The sequence below is a fragment of the Embleya sp. NPDC056575 genome (assembly GCF_042793325.1).
In the GTDB taxonomy this organism is placed as follows: Bacteria; Actinomycetota; Actinomycetes; order Streptomycetales; family Streptomycetaceae; genus Embleya.
In genome coordinates this window covers 59,055-74,141 of sequence record NZ_JBHTVA010000019.1, presented here as the reverse complement: position 1 = coordinate 74,141, position 15,087 = coordinate 59,055, and the positions used below count along the sequence as shown (strand labels likewise).

At 70.0% G+C, this 15,087-nt stretch carries 16 protein-coding genes; 12 read left to right on the top strand and 4 right to left on the bottom strand.

All coding sequences use genetic code 11. The annotated features are described in order from the left end of the window. Positions 1 to 18: 18 nt before the first annotated feature. From ACFRCG_RS17335 to ACFRCG_RS17300, 8 genes are all read left to right on the top strand, one after another. Complete coding sequence (locus ACFRCG_RS17335; protein ID WP_380032345.1) at positions 19 to 960, top strand: VOC family protein; 942 nt, start codon at positions 19 to 21, stop codon at positions 958 to 960. A 17-nt stretch (positions 961 to 977) separates the two neighbouring features. Then, positions 978 to 1,439 carry a lipocalin-like domain-containing protein gene (locus ACFRCG_RS17330; RefSeq protein WP_380032343.1) on the top strand — a complete coding sequence of 154 codons (462 nt, stop codon included), beginning with the start codon at positions 978 to 980 and terminating at the stop codon, positions 1,437 to 1,439. Next, on the top strand, positions 1,439 to 1,900 hold the full coding sequence (locus tag ACFRCG_RS17325) for a cupin domain-containing protein (protein ID WP_380032341.1): 462 nt from the start codon (positions 1,439 to 1,441) through the stop codon (positions 1,898 to 1,900). The genes ACFRCG_RS17330 and ACFRCG_RS17325 overlap by 1 nt, the downstream gene beginning before the upstream one ends. A gap of 58 nt (positions 1,901 to 1,958) precedes the next feature. After that, the gene (locus tag ACFRCG_RS17320) at positions 1,959 to 3,575 is read left to right on the top strand and encodes a bifunctional 3-(3-hydroxy-phenyl)propionate/3-hydroxycinnamic acid hydroxylase (RefSeq protein WP_380032339.1); all 1,617 of its coding nucleotides are present in this window, start codon (positions 1,959 to 1,961) and stop codon (positions 3,573 to 3,575) included. Continuing rightward, positions 3,572 to 4,690, top strand: a complete 1,119-nt coding sequence (locus ACFRCG_RS17315; RefSeq protein ID WP_380032337.1) for an alpha/beta fold hydrolase — start codon at positions 3,572 to 3,574, stop codon at positions 4,688 to 4,690. Before ACFRCG_RS17320 ends, ACFRCG_RS17315 begins: the two co-directional genes overlap by 4 nt. A gap of 153 nt (positions 4,691 to 4,843) precedes the next feature. After that, positions 4,844 to 5,824 (top strand): AraC family transcriptional regulator, encoded by a 981-nt coding sequence (locus ACFRCG_RS17310; protein ID WP_380032336.1) that lies wholly within the window; start codon positions 4,844 to 4,846, stop codon positions 5,822 to 5,824. 86 nt (positions 5,825 to 5,910) lie between these two features. Continuing rightward, a complete protein-coding gene (locus tag ACFRCG_RS17305; RefSeq protein ID WP_380032334.1) occupies positions 5,911 to 6,348 on the top strand; it encodes a hypothetical protein in 438 nt (145 codons plus the stop codon). A gap of 139 nt (positions 6,349 to 6,487) precedes the next feature. Beyond that, positions 6,488 to 7,201, top strand: a complete 714-nt coding sequence (locus tag ACFRCG_RS17300) for a hypothetical protein (protein ID WP_380032333.1) — start codon at positions 6,488 to 6,490, stop codon at positions 7,199 to 7,201. Positions 7,202 to 7,395: 194 nt separating this feature from the next. Here the strand turns inward: ACFRCG_RS17300 and ACFRCG_RS17295 are convergent, their stop codons facing one another. Further along, positions 7,396 to 7,770 carry a hypothetical protein gene (locus ACFRCG_RS17295; RefSeq protein ID WP_380032332.1) on the bottom strand — a complete coding sequence of 125 codons (375 nt, stop codon included), beginning with the start codon at positions 7,768 to 7,770 and terminating at the stop codon, positions 7,396 to 7,398. A gap of 395 nt (positions 7,771 to 8,165) precedes the next feature. Between ACFRCG_RS17295 and ACFRCG_RS17290 the strand changes: the two genes are divergently transcribed. Continuing rightward, positions 8,166 to 9,443, top strand: a complete 1,278-nt coding sequence (locus tag ACFRCG_RS17290) for a wax ester/triacylglycerol synthase domain-containing protein (RefSeq protein ID WP_380032330.1) — start codon at positions 8,166 to 8,168, stop codon at positions 9,441 to 9,443. Further along, complete coding sequence (locus ACFRCG_RS17285; RefSeq protein WP_380032328.1) at positions 9,440 to 10,510, top strand: NAD-dependent epimerase/dehydratase family protein; 1,071 nt, start codon at positions 9,440 to 9,442, stop codon at positions 10,508 to 10,510. The genes ACFRCG_RS17290 and ACFRCG_RS17285 overlap by 4 nt, the downstream gene beginning before the upstream one ends. 93 nt (positions 10,511 to 10,603) lie before the next feature. Here ACFRCG_RS17285 and ACFRCG_RS17280 read toward each other — a convergent pair whose 3' ends face one another. Then, entirely contained in the window at positions 10,604 to 10,924 is a 321-nt protein-coding gene (locus tag ACFRCG_RS17280) for a hypothetical protein (protein ID WP_380032326.1), read from the bottom strand. Between the two features lie 159 nt (positions 10,925 to 11,083). On the opposite strand from ACFRCG_RS17280, the gene ACFRCG_RS17275 reads away from it, so the two are divergent. Then, entirely contained in the window at positions 11,084 to 12,313 is a 1,230-nt protein-coding gene (locus tag ACFRCG_RS17275; RefSeq protein ID WP_380032324.1) for a hypothetical protein, read from the top strand. Further along, complete coding sequence (locus ACFRCG_RS17270; protein WP_380032322.1) at positions 12,297 to 13,067, top strand: alpha-ketoglutarate-dependent dioxygenase AlkB; 771 nt, start codon at positions 12,297 to 12,299, stop codon at positions 13,065 to 13,067. Before ACFRCG_RS17275 ends, ACFRCG_RS17270 begins: the two co-directional genes overlap by 17 nt. Before the next feature lie 74 nt (positions 13,068 to 13,141). On the opposite strand, the gene menC is transcribed toward ACFRCG_RS17270, so the two are convergent. Both menC and ACFRCG_RS17260 read right to left on the bottom strand, forming a co-directional pair. Continuing rightward, positions 13,142 to 14,251, bottom strand: a complete 1,110-nt coding sequence (menC, locus tag ACFRCG_RS17265) for an o-succinylbenzoate synthase (protein ID WP_380032320.1) — start codon at positions 14,249 to 14,251, stop codon at positions 13,142 to 13,144. Further along, a complete protein-coding gene (locus ACFRCG_RS17260) occupies positions 14,248 to 15,066 on the bottom strand; it encodes a hypothetical protein (RefSeq protein ID WP_380032318.1) in 819 nt (272 codons plus the stop codon). The genes menC and ACFRCG_RS17260 overlap by 4 nt, the downstream gene beginning before the upstream one ends. Positions 15,067 to 15,087: the final 21 nt, after the last annotated feature.

The following is a 15,087-nucleotide window of genomic DNA, read 5'->3' as shown; positions in this document are numbered from 1 at the left end:
CTCGAAGAGGAGAGCACCATGAACAACAGCAGTGCAATCACCCACCTGCGGCACATCGACATCGCCATGCCGAACCTCGCCGAACAGCGCCGGTTCTACACCGAGTTGTGGGGGCTGACCGAGACCGCCGGCGACACCGGCGTCTCGTTTCTCGCGGCCGAGGGCTCACCGGAGCAGTACGTGGTGCGGCTGCGCCAGGATGCCCGCAAGCGTACCGACCTGATCGCCTTCGGCGCCGCCGGCGCGGACGATGTCGACGCGCTGGCCGTACGACTGACCGCCGAGGGCGTGCGGTTGGTCCACGAGCCGCGGTCGCTGGACACGCCCGGCGGCGGCTACGCGGTCCGCTTCTTCGACAACGAGGGCCGCGTGGTCGAGGTCTCCGCCGACGTCGCCGCCCGTCGACACCGCAGGATCGAGCGCCGCGAGTCGGTTCCCGTGCGCCTGTCCCATGTGCTGATGAACTCTCCCACCCCGGAGGCCACGGTGGCCTGGTACATCGAGCACCTGGGGTTTCGTCTCTCGGACACGATGTGCGTGGGCGACCGCGGCGAGATCATGTGGTTTCTGCGATGCAACAACTTTCACCACAGCTTCGGCATCGTGCGCGGGCCGCACGCGGCCTTCCACCACGCCTCCTTCGAGATGCGGGGCATCGACGAGTTCATGCGCGGCACGGGCCGGATGCGGCGCCGGGGCGTCGAGCGGCTGTGGGGACCGGGGCGGCACCGTGCCGGTGACAACTCCTTCAGCTACTTCCTCGACCGTGCGGGCAACACCGTCGAATACACCACCGAGTTGGAGGTCCTGGACGAGGACACCTGGCACCCGCACGTCTTCGACCTGCGCGACCCCGCCAACGCGGACCAATGGGGCACGGCCGAGGAGATGAACGAGTTCATCGCCGCCAAGTCCCACAACGACGTCGATCCGGGGCTGTTCACGGCCCCGCCGATGTGAGCGCAAAGGAGAACGGCGTGGAACCCGCGTACTTCCGGCTCGTCGGCAGTTGGCGGTTGGCCGACTGGAAGGTCTTCACCGAGGCCGGGCCGGTCGACCCGCCGCTCGGCCCGGCCGAGCGCTGCACCGGCCTGCTGATCTACACCCCGGAGGCGACGATGAGCGCCCACCTGACGCTGATGGACCGGCCCCGCTTCGCCGACGCCTCGCTCGACGGCGGCAGTTCGCGGGAGAAGGCCGCGGCGTACGGCTCGATCATCTCGTACGCCGGCACCTGGGATCTCGACGAGGCCACCGACACCGTGGTGCACCACGTCCGGATGGCCACCTTTCCCAATTTCGTGGGCATCGACCTCGAGCGCGTCTGCGTCTTCGAGGACGACGACACGCTCAGGCTGGACACACCGCCGATGCTCATGGGCGGCGAGGCCCGTGCCAGTTACGTCCTGTGGCGGCGCACGAACGGAAGGAACGGCTGATGCGCGAGGTCCGCCGGATCGTCACCGGGCACACCCCCGCGGGCCGGCCGGCCATCGTGGAGGACGCCGTGTGCCCGCATGTACAGACCACCGCCGGCGCGCGGGTGGCCAACCTGTGGGTGCACCGGGGGACGCCGCGCAACAGCGGCGTCTACGCCGACCCGGTCGGGCCCGACGTGCCGCTGCCGCCTCCCGCCGGCGGAGGCACGCTGCGCGTGGTCGAGTTCGGGCCGCGAGAGCCGGGCCGCGCGCCGTACACGCACCGGACCGAATCGCTCGACTACGCCGTCGTCCTCGCCGGTGAGATCGTGGCCGTCGTTGGTACGGACGAGACCGTCATGCGGCCGGGCGATGTGCTGATCCAACGCGGTACCAGCCACGCCTGGGACAACCGGTCCGACGCCGCGTGCACCATCCTCTTCGTGCTGCTGGACGCCGAACCGCTGACCGAGGGGCCGTAATCGCGCACCACGGCCCGCCGGTAGGGCCGTGGTGCCGTTCCATCGCACTGGAGACGACATGACATCCCACCCCGGCACGCCCTGGGACTACGACATCATCCAGATCGGCTGTGGGCCGGTCGGGCAGACCATGGCCGCGCTGCTCGGCCGGCGCGGCCACCGGGTCGGCGTCTTCGAACGTTGGCCCGCGCCGTACCCGCTGCCCCGGGCCGGTCACGTCGACCACGAGACCATGCGCGTCCTGCAGTCCGCGGGCGCCGCACACGACTTCGAGCCGCACGCGATCCCCGTCCGGGACTACGACTGGCTCAACGCCGACGGCGACCTGCTGCTGCACCTGGACTGGAGCCGGCCGACCCCGTCGGGTTGGAGGTCCGACTACCTCATGTTCCAGCCGGACCTGCAGGACGCGCTGCTGGCCGCCGTGCGGCGCCGGCCCTCGGTGGATGTGCACTGGGGTTGGAATGCCACCGGGTTCACGTGGCACGACGATCATGTCGAGGTCACACTCGCCCACGGCACCGTCGTCGACGGCGCCTGGGTGCCCGACGGTGCCACTCGCGGCGTCACCGCGGCCTGGCTGATCGGGGCCGACGGCGCCAACTCCACCGTCCGCGAGGCCGCCGGAATCGGCCGGCAGGACCTCGGCTTCGAGGAGGACTGGCTGGTCGTCGACATCGAGCCGAAGGATCCGGACCTGCGGATCGACATGCCCGAGGCGGCCCAGTACTGCGACCCCGCGCGGCCGGTCTCGCTGTTCCGATGGCTCGGCCGCGCGCACAGCCGCTGGGAGTTCATGCTGCTGCCCGGCGAGAGCGCCGAGGAGATGAGCGAGGAGGCCCGCTGCCGGGAACTGCTGTCGCGGTGGGGGATCACCCCGGCCGAGGCCACCATCATCCGGCGCACCGTCTACACCTTCCGCTCCCTGATCGCCGACACCTGGCGCCACGGTCGCGCCCTTTTGATCGGCGACGCGGCGCACCTGATGCCGCCGTTCATGGGTCAGGGCATGTGCTCGGGCATCAGGGACGCCGCCAACCTGGCGTGGAAGCTGGACCTGGTGCTGCGCGGGCGGTACGACGCCTCCCTCCTCGACACGTACACCGCCGAACGCCGCCCGCACGCGCACCGGGTCACCACCATGTCGATGGAACTGGGCCGCATCGTGTGCGTCTCGGACCCCGAGCGGGCCGCCGCGCGCGACCGGGCGTTTCTGGCCGGCGACGTGCCCCCGCCGGCGCCGTTCCCGGTACTGACGGACGGGCTGCTGCACCGCGACGCACACGGCGCCGCGGCCGGACCGGCCGGCACCCTCGGCGTACAACCACGCGTGCACTGGGAGCAGCGCACCGGCCTGTTCGACGACGTCGTCGGCGACGGCTGGATCCTGATGAGTCTGCTACCGCCCGACCGACTCCCCCTCGACGCGGAGCACCACGCCTTCCTGCGGCTGCTGGACACCCGCGTCGTGCACATCACCCGCGCCAAGGCCCCCGGCGCCGTGATCGACCTGGACGGCGACGCCACCCGATGGCTCACCGAACACGACGCCGAACTCGCGCTCGTACGGCCCGACTTCTACGTCTTCGGCGCGGCCCGCGCAGACCTGGCGGGCGTACTCGTCGACTCCCTGCGCGACCGACTGCGCCGGTACACCCCGAAGGTGCCCACATGATGGGCGACCGCCGCGCGGCCACCGACCCCGACGTGCTCGCCGCCAATCGGGCGCACAAGCGGGCCATGCCGCTGCAACGCCTCCTGGGCAACGGGATGGACTGGGCGGACGCCGTGGAACTGCACGCTCGGGCCGACCGGGGGGAGGCGTGGCACCGAGCCGCCCTCGCCCTGGGTCTGCGCGATGCCGAACGCGCCGATTCCGCCCTCGCGTGCGGACACCGGCGGACCGCCCGCGACTGGTACCTCGCCGCAGCCGCCTGCTACCGCTTCGGCCAGGTCCCGCTGCCCGACAGCGATCCGGACAAGGTCCTCCTCTACCGGCACCTCATCGACGCCTTCGGGCGGGCCGGCGCTCTGCACGATCCCCCGGTCGAGCGCATGTCCCTGCCCTGGGGCGGCGGACAACTGCGCGGCTGGCTGTTGCGGCCACGGACCGCGCGTCCGCCCACCGTGATCGTCGTCGGCGGTTTCGACGGCTGGCGCGAGGAGTACTACAGCGGTGCCGTTCACCTGCTGGATCGGGGTGTCGCGGTTCTGCTGGCGGACGCTCCCGGGCAGGGCGAGAGCAGGCTGTTCACCGGCCTGACCCTGGGCCGCGACTTCACCGGGGCCTTCTCGGCCATGGTCGCCTGGCTCGGCGGCGACCGCGGGCTCGGCGACCGCGTCGGCATCTGGGGCAACAGCATGGGCGGCTTCCTCGCGGCTGCGGCCGCGATCGACGACGACCGCATCGACGCCTGCTGTGTCAACGGGGGGACCGTCACCCCGGGTGAATTTCCCCGGCGCTACCCACGCGTGGCGGACAAGGCCCGACTGCTGCTCGGCGCCGCCGACACCGACCGGGCGCTGGAGGCCCTGGCCGAGTTCCGTCTGAGCGCCGCCGACCTGTCCCGCCTGACCTGCCCGCTCCTGGTCCTGCACGGCACCCCGGACCCCGTCTTCCTCGTCGAGAACGCCCGCGCCCTGTACGAGGGCGCCGCGAGCCGGGACAAGGCCTGGCACGAATGGCCGGACGGTGACCACTGCCTCTACAACCACCCGCTGGAGAAACACACGCTGGTCGCCGACTGGTTCGCCGACCGTCTCGTGGCAACGACGACGGATCACCGCTGATCCGGCACGCGGCCGGCCCCGGTGTGCCGCGTCGGCCCGCGCCGTCCGCCGAAGCGGCAACCGGCCATCGGTTCGCACGCCCCGGCGCGCACCGGGACTCGACTCCGCCGACCGCCGTGATCGACAATGGCCCCCGGGAGGTGAACCCACATCGTGCCGACCCCGCTGCGCAACCACCTCATCACCAGATCCCGAAACCCCGCCGACCTGCTCAACGCCGCCACCCGCCTGTTCGGCGGCTCGATCACCACATCGCCTCTGGACGAGCTGTGCGGCGGCGATCACGAACTGCGCGGCGTCGCCGCGCACGACTTCGCGGTGGGCTACTTCGCCTCGCCACTCGACGTGCGCGTCGCCTCGACCAGGGGCCGTGACCGCGGCTCGTACTTCGTCAACATCGGTGTCTCCGGCACCATCTCGGCATCGTGCGGCGGCCTGCGCGCCGGCCTCGACGAGGCGACGGCGGGAGTCGCCAACCCCGGGGACACCCAGGAACTGCGCCCCCTGCGCGGCCAAAGGACGCGGTTCCTGGGGCTGCGGATCGCCGCCGCCCTGGTCGACCAGGAATTCGCCGCGCTGACCGGACGTCCCCCGGTGTCCACCGTGCGCTTCGATTTCGCTCTCGACCTGGCCGAGTCCAAGGGCCGGACGGTGCGGCTGCTGGTCGGTTCCCTGCTCGAACAGTTGGACTCGGGCGACCCGCTGTTCCGGCGCGAGGAGCTCCAGCGCAGCCAGGTGCGTTGTCTGGTCACCGCCCTGCTCCTGGGCCAGCCGCACTCCCACACCGGCGAGTTGCACGACGGTCCGCAACCCGGCTACCCGCGCTCCTTGCGGGCAGCGCTCGCGTTCATCGAGGCGAACCTCGCCGAGCACATCAGTCTCGGCGACATCGCCGATGCCGCGGGCTGCAGCCCGCGGACGCTCGGCTCCGCGTTCCGCGACAGGCTCGGCCTCTCGCCCATGGTCTACGTCCGCAACCTGCGGCTCGACCGGATTCGGGAGAACATCCTCGCCTCCACCGACCCCGTCGGCACGATCGCCTACCGGTGGGGCGTCTCGCATCTCGGCCGCTTCGCCGGCGAGTATCGCGACCGTTTCGCCGAACTGCCCTCCCACACCGCGCTCCGCAGGTAGCCCGACGCCGTCCCTCGCCGACGGCGCGAGCCGATCATGCGGGGGTGTCCGGTCGAGCCGTGCGCCGGTGGCCGTACGGTGCCCTTGTGATCACCTCCATCGAACTCATCGCCCGTTCCGAGGCCGCCGGCGGAGCCCTCCCGCTGCTCACGCTCGACGAGTTCTTCGTGGGCAACCACGCGCAGGACTCCCTCGCGCCGAACCGATGGGAGGTGGACCGTCGCGCCGACGCACGTCCCGAACTCGCGGAGATCCACCGGCGGTTGCGTGTTCTTCAAGAAGCGCCCGACGTCGCGTGGATCCGCGTGCAGCCGCATGACGACCTCGTCTGTCGCGACGGCGTCGTGGCCGAGGCCGTCGCGGTGTGCACGAGCGCCTCGACGCGGGAGATCGAACGCCGAGTGGATCACGAATCGTTGTGCGCCGACGGGGTGATCGAAGGATTCGTGTACCCGGTCGACCGGTTCACCGATCTTCCCGACAACCCCGAAGGCCACCGGGTCGTGTCCCTGGTCTGGGACTGAGCACCGAACCCGCGCGGCGGGTTCGCCGAGTGGGCCCCAGGTGGTGGCGATCCGAACAGGTGCGTTGTGGCGTGGCGGAGCGGGTTGCGAGTGTGCAACGAGCGCTTACCCGTGCGGAGTCGCGCGCCACGATGGGTGTATGTCTTCGCGCCCCGATACGCGGCCGATGGGTGGTTGCCTGTTGTGGCTCGGCCGGTTCGTCCTGGCCGTGATCACCCTGGCGGTCGTCACTGTCCTCGGCGGACTGTACGCGTGCCACCGGCAGTTCGCGGCGGCCGAGAGGGAGAAGGAGGCGTACGAGCGGCACCGCGCGGAGGAGAGGCGCGCCCGGGACGATCTGGAGGTGCCTTTCGGGGTCTTCGGCCGGCCGGCGAGTGCCGAGTTCGAGCGCTTCGGATTCGACCGGTGTTGGCGCGACACCACGACCCGACCGAAGCCGCAGGCGGGCATGATGGGCGTGATCTGCACCTCCACGGCCGTGCACTTCTACGGTGCGGACGATCCCACGACGTCGACGGCCGACTTCGTGCGCGAGGCGCGAAGGCTCGGGTTGACGCCGGACACGACGACCTGGGCGCGGCCACAACCGGTTCCGGACCTGCGCTTCCCGGACCCGACGCCGCCTCCGGGGGCGGGCGAGCAATACGGTCCGCCCGGGGGGAGCGGCCTGCGTGCCGAGCCCGTGCGCTGGCAACACGCCTACACCGAGCACCCCTTCGTCGTCCGCGCATCCGTGACGACCCACTACCGGGCCGAGCGCACCAAGCCGAAGCCCACCCCACCCCGCACCCCGATGTTCCCCCCGCCCCCCGCCACCTGCGCAGGCGGCCACCGCCCGTGGAGTTGCCTGTGACCCGCCGACGGCGGGACGGGTGGGCCGACTCGCTCGGGATGGTCTGGAACCGCCCCGACGCGACCGGGCGGCGGTCGCGGGCGAGGCTTGCGATGGGCGGTGGATCGTGGGCATCGATCCGGACGGAGCTCCGGGGTGGCTCTCCTCGGCGTCGGCCGCTGTTCGGCCGGGGGCAATGCCCTCGATCGTCGGCGCTACCGGTCGGGGTACGCGGCCTGCAGGCGTATGAACATCTCCCGTGTGTCGGCCGCGGAGAAGATCGTCACCTCCGCGTCTCCCGCACTCGCGGACAGGTTCCATTCGCCTTCCTCGTCTTGCCACGGACTGCTCATGTGCATCGTTCCGAAGCCGCGTTGAACCACCACGAAGGCGAAACCGCGACTCGACATCATGTCGCTCATACCGGAGCGCCCCATGAGCAGATCGGCGAGCGCTTCGGCGGCGTTGTCGCCGCGCACGAGGTCCGAGGACATGGCGAATTCCCGTGCGTGCAGATGCTTCAAGGTCACCGCCGTGTGCGTGCGGTCCTCGTCCCGCTGCCACGGTGGAACAGTCCAGTCGAAAGTCATACGCAACCTTCCCACGAGGGCCGGAAGGGCGGCCGGGCGAGGCAGGGTGCCGGCGCAGCCCCGAACTCTGCAACACCACACAGCGATGGCACGGTGGCGAGTATCGCTTCGGCGGTGTGCCGCGCGGGTTCGCCGGTTCCGCTGCGGCGAAGTCTCGTGCAGGAGGGGGACTTTCGCCGAATCGAGTGAGCGTCCGACGACGCGCCACGGCCGGTTGCCGGACGCACCGGCCCGGGTGATGCGGGCGATCGGTGCGCCGGGCAGCACGTGGCCGAACGGTGAACGCGGCTCGACCGCACCGGCGGTGCGGGTGCGATTGCGGTCAGGGGCCGCTTGTTCGCCCATTTGGTCCTGTATGTCATGTATGCGGCATGAAAGTTGGTACGCTCCCGGTCGTGACGTTGACACCCAGTTTTCGGGCGCACGGACTCGACCACATGTTCCTCGGATGGGAGGAGCGCGATCCGGGGCGCTCGGATGTCTCGGGAATCGCACATTTCGAGGGCGCCCCACCGCGTGTGGAGGATCTGCGCGCGTGGCTGGCGGGCTTCGTCGATGTTCTGCCGGGACTGACCTGCCGGCTCGTGGGCTCGTCACGGCGCGCCCGGTGGGTCCACGACCCGCACTTCGATCTCGCCCGGCACGTCGTGGAGGTCGAGGTGGCCGGGGACACGCCCCTCGAAGCGGTGGCGGCCCGCGTGCTCGACCGCCCGCTGGAACGGGATCGGCCCGACTGGGACCTGTCGCTGATCCACGGCTACAAACCCGGCTGCTACAGCCTGTGTTACCGCGTCCACCACTGCTGCCAGGACGGCGGCGCGGCGTCGCACACTCTGCGCACCGTGCTCACCGGCACCGGCATCGGCGCCGCCGCGACCGGGACGAGCCGGCCCGCACCGCTGCCGGGACGGGTGGTGCGGGCCGCCGCGCTGATGGGCCGGCAGCTGGGCGAGATCGCCGCGACGAGCGTCGTCGGGGCGGGCGCGGCGACACCGCTGTCGGGGCGACGTCGTCTCCTGTACGCCCACGTGGACACGGCACGCCTGCGGCGTGTGGCCCGGCCGCTCGGCGGCGGCCCGAACGAGGCCCATCTCGCCGCGCTCACCGGCATGTTGCACCGGTGGTCGGCGGCGTCCGGAGTGCGGCTGCGCCGGCCCGCGCTGTTCCTGGCCGTCGATGCCCGCCGTCCCGACGACCTGCCGTCGTGGGGCAACCGTGTGCTGGCCCTGCGATTGCCCCTGCTCGCCGCGTGCGATTCACCCCGGGAGCGTCTGGTGGACCTCATCGCCCGAGGCGCCGCCGCGCGGCGTCGTCGCGCGGCGGCACAGGACCTCGTGCGGTGGCTGCCCGGCCGCCTCTGCGGTTGGCTGCTGGGGCGGCAACTGCATCCCCGGCATGTGATCGGCGGCAGCACCACGCTCGTGTTCACCGCCGGCGCGGGCTTCGACCCGAAGTTCGTGGCCTTCCATCCCGCTCTGCCGCCCGGTCACCTGTTCGTGGCGGCCCTGCTCGTCCACGGCACGAGGGCACAACTGTGCCTCGTCGTCGACGAGGCGCTGCCCCTCGGGGAGCGGATGGCCGACTTCTACCTCCAGGCACTGGCCCACCTCGAAGCGCCGGCGCCGCCCGTCGTCCCGACACAACCGCCGCGGGCGGAGCCGATCCACTCGTGAGACTGCTGATCCTCGGCGGAACGTGGTTCCTCGGCCGTGCCGTGGCCGAGGAGGCCGTCCGGCGCGGCCTGTGCGTCACCACGTTCAACCGCGGCCTGTCGGGCCCCGACACACCCGGCGTCCGGGCCCTGCGCGGCGACCGCTCGTCGCCCGACGCCATGCCGAGCCTGTCGGCGTATGGCCCCTGGGACGCCGTGATCGACACCAGCGGCTACATCCCGCGCACCGTTCTGCACGGCGCGCGCAGCCTCCACGAGGCCGTCGACCGCTACGTGTTCGTGTCGAGCGCCGCCGCCTACCGCGACTGGCCCGAGCGGCATGTGAGCGACGAGTCGGCGATCCGGAACTGCCCACCGGACGCCACCGGTTCACCGCCGGGTTCCGTGCGGCCGTTCGCGCCGCAACGGTACGGAGAGCTCAAGGCGGGCTGCGAACGCGCCGTGCGCTCCGTCTTCGGCGACCGGTCGACGATGTTGCGGGCCGGCGTCCTGGTCGGCCCGTACGAATACGTCGGCCGTCTGCCGTGGTGGCTGCGGCGCGTGCGGCGCGGCGGGACCGTACTCGCCCCGGGGGATCCGAACCGGCAGGTGCAGGTCACGGATGTGCGCGACATCGCCGCGTTCGCCCTCGACGTGGCCGCGCGCTCGCAGGACACGTCGTTCAACCTCACCACGCCCCTCGACGGATCGCTCACCTTCGCCCGAATGCTCCACGCCTGCCGGCTGACCACCGGCTCCACGGCCTCCTTCGCGTGGGTGGACGACGGCCTCCTGCGGCGCTGTGGCATCAGTCCTTTCACCGAGTTGCCCCTGTGGCAGCCCGGACCCCGGACGTGGACCATCGCGGGCGAGCGCGCGCGTGCCGCCGGATTCTCCTGCCGTCCGATCGAGGAGACCATCCACGACACCTGGGCATGGATGACCACCGGCGACCCCGCCGTGGCACACCCCCGCCACGACGAACACGGAATGGAACCGGCGAAGGAGCGGCGGGTCCTCGCCACTTGGCGCCGGCGAAAGGAACTCGGGTGTGTCAGCCCCGCCGGGGCGGGCCGAACCAGGTGGTGAGGGCGGTTCGAAGTGCCGAGGTGCCGGGGGCGCCGGCGGGTTCGACCGCCGACGCTCGGGCGCGGGCCGTGTGCGTGGGCGGCCGGTCCGGTGTCACTGTTGTGGGAAACGCCCTTGGGCTTCGTGGTCCCGGGTCGACGCGATAGCCGCCTGTACTGCTTCCAGTAGGGCTTCCAGGCCCTGGGCCTGTTGCCACTCCCGGGCCGAGAGGTGCCATGTGTGCTGCGATGCCGGGGCTTCGGGCGGACCGGCGACGATCTCGATGGTCCGCCTCCCCTTCCGGTCGGGGGGCGTGACGCGCAGGGCCGTGTTCCGGATGTGGAAGCGCTTCGGATAGCCGCCGAAGATCTCCAGGATCCGGCCGTCGAATGTGTAGAACTCCCTGCCCGCCCTGGCCGTGATCTCGTCGTTCATGGGACGACGCTACTGGGGATGGCTCCCCGCGGATACGGCCACGAGCCCCCGGGGCGGGTCGGCTTCGGCGTGCGAGGCCCGTTGCCCGCCGTCGAACCCCCGTGAGAGGATCAAGATTTTGAGCAAATCATCAGGTTCTGCGAACGGCGGGTAGCGTTGATGTACACACCGGAGTCGGCGGAAGCCCGCATCGAGGATGCGGGCAACATCCTGGTCGCGCCTTCGGTGTTGCACGACAACGACTCGGTCGGGGACTTCTTCGGATCCACGATCACACCGGAGGATCTTGCCTCCGGTTCGCCCGACCTCGCGCAGAGGAATGTCTATCTGTGTGGCGATATATCCGGGATCAGCGGCCGTCAACTGCGCGCGGCTGCCCGGGTATTCGTCATCAGGGAGCTGTCACACGGCTACCGCGAGGACGTCGCCGAACCTTGGACGCTCGTCGACCTCGGCCGGGTTCCCCTCCGGGTGCACGGCGTCGGCGTGTACTATCGCCGCTTTTTCGGACTCGGCGCCGATCACTTCGGGCGGATCCGCGCGGAGCACGCGTTCCAGTCCCTGACGGAGTCCACCAAGCCTGGAACGGCCCACCGCAGCGGCATCTATCTGACGCCCGTCGCACAAAACGGTGACGAACTACATTTCCGCCTGCTCCGGTGCTCCACGAATCTCTCGGGGCCGACCGAGAACTTTCGCTTGACCGACACGCACATCGTCGAGGCCCTGAACCGCGAGGCCGCCACCGTCTTCCGGGACCAGGCACCCCTGAACCACGTCCTCGCTCAGACCTACCACAACACCCTTGCCACGGCCGAGCGCAAACAGTCCAAGGCCAAGATCTCGGCCCATGCCGACAAGACCAAGGACATGCCGGCCAACGGCATCATGGCCTTCTGTACTTTCTACGACGGGCTGGACAAGCTGCAGCCTCTGGCCGAAGACGCGTTCGACCACGGCGTGAAGGGCGTCAGCGGCCTGACCAGGCTCCGCTTTCACCTCAAGGAGCCGACGGAGGGTCGCGACGGGGTGGCACTCCCCTCGCGGTTCACCCTGACCCTCCATCCCGGCTCGGTATTCTTCATGCCACTGTCCACCAACCGGCTGTATACACACGAGATTCGGCCCTCGACGTTGGACGCCGAACTCCTCCCGACCCGCCTGGGATACGTGGTGCGCTGTTCGAGTGCCGAAGCCGTGCACAAGAACGGCCACACGTTCCTCAAAGTGGCCGAAGACCTGGTGCAGCTGGCGCCGCCCACACCGGCCGGCATGGACGAGTTGCGCAGGCTGTACGCGGAGGAGAACCGGACCACGTCCTTCATCGACTACGGTGACGAGTTTCTTTTCAGCATGAACACGGGAGACTACGTTGCCCCGCGAGTCTAGAATCCCGGACGAAATCCTCTCATGCACTTTGTCCACCGAAAAGAATCTCTTCGCGGAGCTGTCCGCGTCGGTTCATTGGGAAGACGTCGGAAAAGGCCGGCGAGGCGCCGTACTGACCAAGGTCGACGAGGCCGGTGGTGTAGCCCTCGTACGCACCACCACTCGATACAACAACCCGGCGCAGCGTTTCCGAGCGGTGCACGAACGGCTGGCACAACGGATTCAAGAGCGCACGGCGCTTTCCGCCGATCTCAACAACGCTCTCATCGAGATCTACACGAGCGCCTACACAACCATGGGCAGCCATTCCGACCAGGCCCTCGATCTCGCCGACGATTCGTTCATCGCCGTCTTCTCCTGCTACCGGTATCCCGACGCGAGCCCGCCGAGGAAGCTGATCTTCGCATCAAAGGCGCCCGGTGGCGAGAAGTTCGAGATTCCTCTCACCCACAACAGTATCGTCGTGTTTTCCGTCGACTCGAATCGGCGATTCAAACACAAGATCGTATTGGACACGCCCGACCGACAGACGGAAAATCAATGGCTGGGCGTCACGTTTCGCACGTCCAAAACCTTCGTTCGTTTTCACGACGGACACGCGTACCTTTCGCAGGGTGCGCGTCTCATATCGGCCGACGATGAGCAGAGGAAGGAGTTCTACCACCTGCGGCGCCGCGAGAACAACGAAACGGACTTCACCTACCCCCCGCTGTCATACACCGTCGGCGAGAGCGATCTGATGCCACCGGTCTGACCTCGACGGAACCTGGACGCGACCACCCTGTGGGGTTGCGGGCCCCGTGTGTGGTGTTGTGGTTTTCTCGGGGGTCACCTTCGGTGTAGTTCGGTTGTTGTTGTGGTGGCCGCGTTCAGTGCCGTCGGGATGGGTGTGACGCCGAGGCCGGGGGCTTTGGGGACGGTCAGGTGGCCGTCCTGCAGGATGAAGGGCTCTGTGATGTCGGTGGCGAAGTAGCGGTTCGAGGCGGAGATGTCTCCTGGCAGGGTGAAGTTCGGGAGTGCGGCCAGGGCTGTGTTGCCGGCTCTGCCCAGACCCGTTTCGAGCATTCCGCCGCACCACACCGGGATGCCGGCGGCGGCGCAGACGTCGTGGATTCGGCGGGCTTCGAGGTAGCCGCCGACGCGGCCCGGTTTGATGTTGACGATGTGGCAGGCGCCCAGCGCGATGGCGTCGGCGGCGGAGCGGGCCGAGACCACGGATTCGTCGAGGCAGATCGGGGTGCGCAGGGTGCGTGCGAGGGCGGCGTGGCCGAGCAGGTCCTCTTCGTCGAGCGGTTGTTCGATCAGCAGGAGGTCGAAGGCGTCGAGTCGGGCGAGGTGTCGGGCGTCGGCACGGGTGTACGCGGCGTTCGCGTCGACTTGCAGGAGGGTGTCGTCGCCGAAGCGTTCGCGGACGGCGCGGACCGGCGCGATGTCCCAGCCGGGTTCGATTTTCAGTTTGACGCGTTGGTAGCCCTGCGCCAGATAGTCCGCCACGGCGTCGATCAGTTCCGGGACGGAGTTCATGATGCCGACCGATACCCCGCTGGGGACGCGGTCGGCGACGGCACCCAGGCCGGCCGCGAACGACAGGCCCTGGGAGCGCAGTTCGGCGTCCAGGACCGCCATTTCGAGGGCGGCCTTTGCCATGCGGTGGCCTTTGACCGCGGCCAGCAGGGGCGCCACGGTGTGGGCGGTCACGGAGTCGGCCGACAGCAGTCGGGGCACCAGATGGCGCAGGAGGACGTCTTCGGCGCCCTCGACGTACTCCGAGGAATAGTCGGGGTCGGCACCGGCGACACACTCGCCCCATCCCTCGGCGTCCGGCGTGTTCACCTGCACCACCAGCGCCGAGCGCTCGTATTCGATGCCCAGGGACGTGCGGAAGGGGCTGACCAGCGGCAGGGAGACGCGTCGGAGGCGGACGTGCTCGATCCTCATCGTCCCTCGCCTCGGGTGAGTACGTAACCGCATGCCGCGCGGTCGAAGTCGACCAGTCGGGCGCCGTCGGCCAGCAGGGTGCCCAGGGTGTCCCGGAGGGCCAGGCGCCAGTCACGGGCGACGGACGGCTGCCGGAGCCGGAGGAGGTCGATGTCGGGCGGTATGGCGACCAGGACCGTTTCCTCCGCGACGGGAGCGCGTGCGGGCGCCTGGCCGCCGTCCTCGTCGCAGGCCGCCACGACCCGCTCGTCGCGCAGGTCCCAGCGCAGCATCAGCCGATCCGACTCGTCGGCGGCGTTGAGCCCGTCCGACAGGGGGCCGTAGTAGTCGGGCAGGTACGTGTCCGCCGTGCCGCCGAGTTTGTGGAGGTTGAAGTGGGCGTTGCGGGCGACGAGCGGGTCGAAGGTCCAGGTGATGTGATCGACGCCGTGCTCCAGGGCGTGCGCGCGTTGGTCCAGTTTGAGCGCGTAGCCGACATCGCGCCCGCGGGCGGCGACGTGGACGCCCGCGATGTGGCTGTGCATTCCGGGCCGGCCCGGTGGGCCCCACAGGCCGACGCACGCTCCGAGCAGCCGGTCGTCGCCGTCCGCCTGGTCGAACGCACCCACCACGTAACTCCCGGCGTCCGCCATCGCCTTGACGACGTCACCGGCGAGCGGCGGGCGGTCCGGGTCGGTCTGCCACACCTCGCCGAGGAAGCGCGCGCAGGCGTGACTGCTCGCCGTCGAATCCAACATCCGGATCCGCACGCCGGATTTCGTGCCGGCGCGTTGTGCGCTCGCTCGTGCCGTGGCTGCCGCCACACCGATGTCCATGACCCGCCATTATGCGCAACT

Coding starts and splice junctions, on each gene's coding strand:
- ACFRCG_RS17335 (WP_380032345.1), top strand. CDS start 19: ATGAACAACAGCAGTGCAATCACCCACCTGCGGCACATCGACATCGCC.
- ACFRCG_RS17325 (WP_380032341.1), top strand. CDS start 1,439: ATGCGCGAGGTCCGCCGGATCGTCACCGGGCACACCCCCGCGGGCCGG.
- ACFRCG_RS17320 (WP_380032339.1), top strand. CDS start 1,959: ATGACATCCCACCCCGGCACGCCCTGGGACTACGACATCATCCAGATC.
- ACFRCG_RS17315 (WP_380032337.1), top strand. CDS start 3,572: ATGATGGGCGACCGCCGCGCGGCCACCGACCCCGACGTGCTCGCCGCC.
- ACFRCG_RS17300 (WP_380032333.1), top strand. CDS start 6,488: ATGTCTTCGCGCCCCGATACGCGGCCGATGGGTGGTTGCCTGTTGTGG.
- ACFRCG_RS17295 (WP_380032332.1), bottom strand. CDS start 7,770: ATGACTTTCGACTGGACTGTTCCACCGTGGCAGCGGGACGAGGACCGC.
- ACFRCG_RS17280 (WP_380032326.1), bottom strand. CDS start 10,924: ATGAACGACGAGATCACGGCCAGGGCGGGCAGGGAGTTCTACACATTC.
- ACFRCG_RS17275 (WP_380032324.1), top strand. CDS start 11,084: ATGTACACACCGGAGTCGGCGGAAGCCCGCATCGAGGATGCGGGCAAC.
- menC (WP_380032320.1), bottom strand. CDS start 14,251: ATGAGGATCGAGCACGTCCGCCTCCGACGCGTCTCCCTGCCGCTGGTC.
- ACFRCG_RS17260 (WP_380032318.1), bottom strand. CDS start 15,066: ATGGACATCGGTGTGGCGGCAGCCACGGCACGAGCGAGCGCACAACGC.